A 6428-nucleotide genomic window follows, 5' to 3' on the forward strand; every position below is an offset into this window, starting at 1 on the left:
TTTAACCTGCACAGGTTGAGAAGTTAAATAAATAGCTTTATTATCATGATAAGGGAGTTGAAAGAATTTTTCAAGTAGTTTTTTTGCTTCTATTGGATGACGTTATAGCTTTTTTTCACTGTTGCCCATCCGCTTTTTGTGTAGTGAGAGTGGAATTTGTTATAAACAGACTTTTTATACAATTAATTGTTGAAACTTTATTCTTTAAGTGTATCGTAATTAGTATACTTAAAAAGTATTACAGTTCTTTATAAACAGTAAATATTAAGGTATTTCATATGTCAGATGATTTGTGGGGTTTTCTTATAGATATTCCCAGTGGAGGTTACATAATTGAGAGTTTATACTGCGCAGGTGATGAGTGTAGTAGTTACACAGGAAATATCGATCCAAGCGATACCTGGAAGTTTAACTTGGTTTCTCCGGACGGTAAGGTAGCAAAAAAATTTGAAGCTAGTGTAACGGATCTTTTCGAACCGAGAATTTGCCTTAGTGTAGACAGCAGTGGTAAAAAAACCGATTTTGATATCTCTTCTAAAAATTGTAACATAACAAAAGATGGGCTTCTTTGCATTGATGGAAACAATCAAGATCATAAGCTTAAACTTTTGATAAAAAAATATTAGTTTCTACATCTCGGGTGTAACGTTTAATATAGGTGCTATTTTACTTATAATGCTCTTGGCTACAAGTGCAACGGTTATTCCTCCGGTATGGTACTAGTCATAAGGTTAATCAATAACAATTAGTACTATATACCTTGGGTCAAGCGTAGTCAGCACTTCTATAAAAGGTGTTATGTTTGCATCTTTGTTATATTTACCATTTACAACTTTTTCTGCTGATCAGTTTTACCTCCTATTGCATATGCTTTTATGTTAGCTCTCCTTTCCGTTCCATCTGTTACTGCTGCACGTAACAATTTTCTTATCTCTCTGGAAGTGCTTTCTGCAAACAATCTGCTCCCCTATACCCTTTTTTTGTTCAATATCAAAGTTGCATTGTGAAATATCCCATCGTTGACTAGTGAAGCTACAGTTTGTGCAATATGCATAGGAGTTATAGCTATTCCATAACCGTAAGACGCCGTTATTAAAGTGCTTTCACTCCATTTATCCGGAACTATCGGTATGGATTTTTCTGGCACTTCTATTCTCAAAGGAGAAAATAGCTCCATGGCCTTAAAATACTCTACCTGCTTTTCAACACCTAGTTTGGCTGCAATTTTTGCGGCACCAATGTTGGACGATTTTACAAACATATCTCGCACAGCAACTTTGGAATTTTGAACTCATGAAAATCCTGAATTTCATATTTCCCAATGGTGATTGGCTTTGATACGTCATATAAATCATTAGTTTTTACAACATTTGCATCAAGCGCTGCCGCTATTATAAAGAATTTTATCATCGATCCCATCTTGTACACTCCAAGACTGGCGCAATTAAACTTTTGTATATCTTTTGCCTTACTCTGCAGGTTGGAATTAAAGTCGTGCAGACAGACCATCGAAATGACTTTACTATCTTTCACACTTAAAACAGTTCCTACTCCACCAAGCGCCTGATATCCGCTCACGGCTCTAGTGAGTTCCTGATTTACTATGCTTTGTACTCGCGTATCTAAGGATAGTTGGAACATATCTACTGGCAGTGTCGTGACGCTGGTTACTTATGTATGCCTCAACTCCAGCAATGCCTTTACATCTATGTCGGTATAGCTAAGCACGTGTGCAAACAAACTATTGTGAGGGTATATACGCTTTACGTCATCATAAAAGTTTACTCCTGGCACGCCAGCGTCTTTTATTGCTAATAACTCTTGCAGAGTTAAATGCCGCTTTATCCAAGCAAATTTCTTTTTTGGAGTAAGTATTTCATATAAATCTTCGCATTCAAAGTCATCCAAAATAGAGCACAACTGTGCTGCTATACTCTCTGGATTCTTTACTCTGGTTGAATCTATATACAGTGATGTTGTTGGTACATTTGTTGCTATCATCACTCCATTTCTGTCCAAAATACCAGGCTGTCTATGCGCTATATTACTTTTTCTTAAGTCTTCTGGAGCAGCAAGCTAATCAAATGTTAAAGAGAACATACGAAAAATAATTATTATATAAAACATAAACAATGGTACTATAAAATATAGTGAGCGGAGCTTATTTCTCAGTAACGCTTGCATATTTATTTGACTTAAAAAAAATGGAAGTCATCTTAGCCGAGCCACGCGGTTTTTGCGCGGGAGTCAAAAGAGCTGTGGACATATTAACTATCACTTTAGGAAAACACAAGAACAAGCACCAAGTTTATGTGCTGCACGAAATTGTCCACAACAAATATATAGTAGAAGACTTTAAGAAACAAGGCGTAGTTTTTGTAAACAGTACTGAGGACATTAAAGACAATGGGGGAATATTGATCTTCAGTGCACACGGAGTGTCAAAAAGTATTGAAGAAGAGGCAAAAAGAAAGGGTATTCAAGTGATTGATGCAACATGCCCTCTAGTCAGTAAAGTACATAAAGAAGCAAAAAGGTATGAGGATAGCGGCAAAGAATTAATTCTGATTGGGCATGAAAACCACCCAGAAGTTAAGGGAATTAGAGGAAGAGTAGACAATCCTATCACTTTAGTGCAAACCGTAGAAGATGTACACAATTTAAAAGTTAAAAATCCAGACAATTTGTCTTACGTCACGCAAACTACGTTAAGTGTCGATGATACCAGCGAAATTATTGCTGCTCTAAAGCTTAGATTTCCAAGCATCACAGGTCCTAATTTAAAAGATATATGCTACGCAACACAAAACAGGCAAAATGCTGTTAAAAAACTAGCTGAAATCGTAGACACAGTGTTAATTGTAGGAAGTAGAAATAGTTCGAATTCAAATCGCTTATTAGATCTATGCATCGCTAGAAGGAAAAGAGCCTATTTGATTGATAATTATAGTTGTGTAAACAAAAGCTGGCTGCAGGGTGTAGAAAAGATGGGAATCACTGCAGGTGCTTCTGCTCCTGATATATTGGTTGATGAGCTAATAGACTACCTGAAAACACATATGAACATAAAAGTTTCAGTTATGCCAAGTGGTGTTACTGAAAACGTTCAGTTTAAATACCGAATTTAGTTTAAAACAAAACTAGTCCGCTAGCCTTTATTTGGGTATTGTTGGTATCAATTTCCACTATACAGAAAGCGGATGGACAACAGTGAAAAAAAGTTATAACATCATCCAATAGAAATAAAAAAACTACTTGAAAATTCTTTCAACCCCTTACCATGATACTGGAGCTACTATTTGACCTCCCAATCTGTGCAGATTAAAATGACAAGAAAACTTGTATTTGGAGTACTATTGTTCAATTTTTCGCACTATGTGCACTGCATGTCTTTTAAAACTAAAACTTTCAGGTTTTTACCCACACAAGCTGAAACGCACTTATAAGTCGTTTAAGACATCATCCAACACCGGATTTTAAAATAGAGAGTAAAATAACTAGCTACCTCGTGGTTTTATTGTCTTTTTTTTCCGCTTGGTAAATTTCTTAAATATCATAGCTTAGACTAGTTGCTTTTTAAAGCTGCTAAATTGCATCGTTTAAGGCATAAAAACGCCAATACTGAAAATAAATATCGACTAGGGTTTCTTTTACTTTTTACCCATTTAGTAAATTTCTTAAGCATAAAGATTATACTAATTTTCGTTATCAAACAAAATACATAATAAATTTGCTAATCGTAGGAAAACTTTTTAATTTGTCCTATTACCATTGATATTACCTGAAACAATTGGAGCTTCTCAAGTTGCAAAAAACATTTTAAAGCCCAAAAGAATGATGTAAAAATTTTTGGGTGATCCAGAAAACATTCTGCTACCATGCCGAGCAGCAGATATGGTATTATGTTGTTTAACTCAAAAACTCATATTTTAACAGTCAGAGCGAGGAAACACATTCCTCGAGCGAATAACTTTGTTATACTAACATGGAAGCAAAAGGATCTGAATCCTTTCCACAGCTTCTTATTATTATCTCTCACATCGCTTAGCTGAACGAATACAGTTTTTGTAATCTATGCTAGCTCTACTCCCATTCCTTTTGTAATACTATCAACATTTAAGCTAGATCTTGCTTTATTCTCATCAGTTAACTTATCAGAGCTAATATACTTAAGATTTTCTATTGTATCTATTACATTCTGTTCATTACAATTCAAGCTAAATAATCTTCTCATTAAAGGTATCTTAACCTCTTGGATAAGATTAGAAACTATTTGGTTACTGTTATCATCTAATTTGTCCAAAGCATCGAGGATTTCTTGATGATTCTTCTTTTTTTTAGCTCTTTCTTAATAAATTCACATGCCTCATTTTCTGCATGCATTCCAATTCTATCTTCCATGAGATATTCTATCCTAATACCAGGGTGTATTCCTTCTAATAACTTTAGCATTGCACCAATAATGCTGGTAAAGCAGGTTTAAGGAACAACTGTTCCTTTAGCATAGTTCATGGCATACATTAAAGACCTTACAAATCCTTGCCTTTTTGCTTCAATTGATTCATCATCTCGATTATTACAGGCCTTTAGAACCAAATATAAAATTTGTCTCCCCTGTGAGTCCAGAAACATGAACTTGTTTATCATCATTGCACCATTCTTTAAGAAAACTAATCAATTCTCTTTTATCATTGTTTTCAAACCATTTTTTCCCTCTATATACTTGATAAACTCAATAAAGATTCATCATTATGTATAACACCATTGGGTTCTTGCATCTTCTCACCATATTCACCTTTGAGTGTATTAATACTATTAACGATGCTATTGTTTGCTATATGAGGCATCATATGTTCTTTCATAGCATTCATTATATTCTTCATACAATTAGATTCTCATACAAACTATCGGAAAGTAGCTTTATGAAGCTTTAAGTAAGGCTATGGGGTTAAGTTTTGCTGGTCTTGTTTCAGGCTGTAATAGGATTATTCCAATTGCCAATGGTATCGGTGCTAACAGCCAAGTTAATATTAAAGGCTTAGAGAAAAAATAATAAATTGCTAGTCCCGCAATACATAAAACTAAGAAAGATAAATAGAGAGCAGTTCTAACTTTACCGGAGCCACTACGAGGAAATTGTACTTGAGAAAAAAACTACCATAGCCTACTCTCTCATACTATTAAATTTTTATAATAATATATATAATGGTTTTAAATTTCAATGTTTAAGTATCTTATCATCTGCACACTCACCATATTCAATTTCAACTGTAGAGTGCGCTATTTTAAACTTATCCAGCAATATTTTTTTTATTCCATACAAAATATCAGTGTGTTGCACTTCTCGCTTAATTTTAGCATGCATAGTTATTATGAAATAATTGTCAGACAATGACCATGCATGTATATGGTGCACATCTATCACTTCAGGTAGCTTAGATACAATCTCACTTTTTATTTCTTCAGCAGAGATACCTTCAGGTGTACCTTCAAGAAGTATATGACAGGAATTCTTGAGAATTTTATAGCCGCTATTTAGAATTATTACGCTAACAAATACTGATAATATTGGATCTGCTACCTGCCATCCAGTAAACATAATAATTATGGATGCAAGTATAGCAGCTACAGAACCTAAAATGTCTCCTATAACGTGCAGTACAACGCTTTTTATGTTTATGTTGCTTTCGCATTTACTATGTAATACAAAAAAGACTACAATATTAGCAATCAGCCCCAGTATGGCAATCATTAACATTATTTCCCACTCAACATTGACTGGAAAAATAAACCTCTTTACTGACTCAATTATAATGATTGCTGCAATGAGAAATAGAGCTAAACCATTGACAAATGCTGCAATTATCTGCAACCGATGATACCCGTATGATCTTTGCAGGTCAGATTTCTTAGCTGAAAACCTATGCGCCACCCAACTTAAGACTAAGGCAAAGAGGTCAGTGAGCATATGTCCTGCATCTGATAGCAGGGCAAGCGAATGTGAAATTATTCCACCCACTATCTCCATGAGCATTGTTATCACGACTATTATTATGGAATAGATTAAGCGTTTGGACTCCGCTACTGAGTGTTTACCATTATGTACCACTACCATATAAAATCTTTTAATGAACAAAAATGGGTAACACTGGACTCGAACCAGCGACCGCTTGCACGTCAAGCAAGTGCTCTACCAACTGAGCTAATTACCCATTGTCGCTTTAGTATAGTGCTTCAACAGGATGAAAGTCAATTTGCTTTTAGACTATTGATTTTTCGCATAACAAACCAGCTTTTAGCAGCGTGCTGGGCATATCATTCAGAAAAGAAAAAGCTATTTAACAAATTCTGCCGACACCCTTACCATAGTAATAGGGTATTTCTGATTGAAAACTTGTTTTTGATCTCCAGGCTCAATGACAAAATTC

At 34.8% G+C, this 6428-nt stretch carries 10 protein-coding genes and 1 tRNA gene; 2 read left to right on the forward strand and 9 right to left on the reverse strand.

The window, feature by feature from the left end; all coding sequences use genetic code 11:
• The first annotated feature begins 278 nt into the window (after window positions 1-278).
• Window positions 279-626, forward strand: coding sequence for a hypothetical protein (locus IHO13_RS04000; RefSeq protein ID WP_225538382.1), 348 nt, complete (start codon window positions 279-281; stop codon window positions 624-626).
• Between the two features lie 200 nt (window positions 627-826).
• Here the strand turns inward: IHO13_RS04000 and IHO13_RS05765 are convergent, their stop codons facing one another.
• From IHO13_RS05765 to IHO13_RS04010, 4 genes are read right to left on the reverse strand one after another with little or no spacing between them, the layout of a single operon-like run.
• Window positions 827-958, reverse strand: coding sequence for a hypothetical protein (locus IHO13_RS05765; protein ID WP_255586093.1), 132 nt, complete (start codon window positions 956-958; stop codon window positions 827-829).
• A 9-nt stretch (window positions 959-967) separates the two neighbouring features.
• Window positions 968-1261, reverse strand: coding sequence for a penicillin-binding transpeptidase domain-containing protein (locus tag IHO13_RS05770; RefSeq protein WP_255586094.1), 294 nt, complete (start codon window positions 1259-1261; stop codon window positions 968-970).
• Window positions 1252-1641 carry a penicillin-binding transpeptidase domain-containing protein gene (locus IHO13_RS05775; protein ID WP_255586095.1) on the reverse strand — a complete coding sequence of 130 codons (390 nt, stop codon included), beginning with the start codon at window positions 1639-1641 and terminating at the stop codon, window positions 1252-1254. Before IHO13_RS05775 ends, IHO13_RS05770 begins: the two co-directional genes overlap by 10 nt.
• A 30-nt stretch (window positions 1642-1671) precedes the next feature.
• Window positions 1672-2019: a hypothetical protein gene (locus tag IHO13_RS04010; protein WP_225538383.1), complete on the reverse strand. Its 348-nt coding sequence runs from the start codon at window positions 2017-2019 to the stop codon at window positions 1672-1674.
• A 185-nt stretch (window positions 2020-2204) separates the two neighbouring features.
• On the opposite strand from IHO13_RS04010, the gene ispH reads away from it, so the two are divergent.
• Complete coding sequence (gene ispH, locus IHO13_RS04015) at window positions 2205-3128, forward strand: 4-hydroxy-3-methylbut-2-enyl diphosphate reductase (RefSeq protein WP_225538388.1); 924 nt, start codon at window positions 2205-2207, stop codon at window positions 3126-3128.
• Window positions 3129-4072: 944 nt separating this feature from the next.
• Here the strand turns inward: ispH and IHO13_RS04020 are convergent.
• From IHO13_RS04020 to IHO13_RS04040, 5 genes are all read right to left on the reverse strand, one after another.
• On the reverse strand, window positions 4073-4234 hold the full coding sequence (locus IHO13_RS04020) for a hypothetical protein (RefSeq protein WP_225538384.1): 162 nt from the start codon (window positions 4232-4234) through the stop codon (window positions 4073-4075).
• 56 nt (window positions 4235-4290) lie between these two features.
• Window positions 4291-4452, reverse strand: a complete 162-nt coding sequence (locus IHO13_RS04025) for a hypothetical protein (protein WP_225538385.1) — start codon at window positions 4450-4452, stop codon at window positions 4291-4293.
• 263 nt (window positions 4453-4715) lie between these two features.
• Window positions 4716-4883: a hypothetical protein gene (locus tag IHO13_RS04030; RefSeq protein WP_225538386.1), complete on the reverse strand. Its 168-nt coding sequence runs from the start codon at window positions 4881-4883 to the stop codon at window positions 4716-4718.
• Between the two features lie 335 nt (window positions 4884-5218).
• Window positions 5219-6115, reverse strand: a complete 897-nt coding sequence (locus tag IHO13_RS04035) for a cation diffusion facilitator family transporter (RefSeq protein WP_225538387.1) — start codon at window positions 6113-6115, stop codon at window positions 5219-5221.
• 24 nt (window positions 6116-6139) lie between these two features.
• Window positions 6140-6212: transfer RNA gene (locus tag IHO13_RS04040), tRNA-Val, on the reverse strand.
• Window positions 6213-6428 lie beyond the last annotated feature (216 nt).

The sequence above is a fragment of the Wolbachia endosymbiont of Mansonella perstans genome, from assembly GCF_020278605.1.
GTDB lineage: Bacteria > Pseudomonadota > Alphaproteobacteria > Rickettsiales > Anaplasmataceae > Wolbachia.

Coding starts and splice junctions, on each gene's coding strand:
- IHO13_RS04000 (WP_225538382.1), top strand. CDS start 279: ATGTCAGATGATTTGTGGGGTTTTCTTATAGATATTCCCAGTGGAGGT.
- IHO13_RS04020 (WP_225538384.1), bottom strand. CDS start 4,234: ATGAGAAGATTATTTAGCTTGAATTGTAATGAACAGAATGTAATAGAT.
- ispH (WP_225538388.1), top strand. CDS start 2,205: ATGGAAGTCATCTTAGCCGAGCCACGCGGTTTTTGCGCGGGAGTCAAA.
- IHO13_RS05770 (WP_255586094.1), bottom strand. CDS start 1,261: ATGTTTGTAAAATCGTCCAACATTGGTGCCGCAAAAATTGCAGCCAAA.
- IHO13_RS04025 (WP_225538385.1), bottom strand. CDS start 4,452: ATGCTAAAGTTATTAGAAGGAATACACCCTGGTATTAGGATAGAATAT.
- IHO13_RS04030 (WP_225538386.1), bottom strand. CDS start 4,883: ATGAAGAATATAATGAATGCTATGAAAGAACATATGATGCCTCATATA.
- IHO13_RS05775 (WP_255586095.1), bottom strand. CDS start 1,641: ATGTTCCAACTATCCTTAGATACGCGAGTACAAAGCATAGTAAATCAG.
- IHO13_RS04035 (WP_225538387.1), bottom strand. CDS start 6,115: ATGGTAGTGGTACATAATGGTAAACACTCAGTAGCGGAGTCCAAACGC.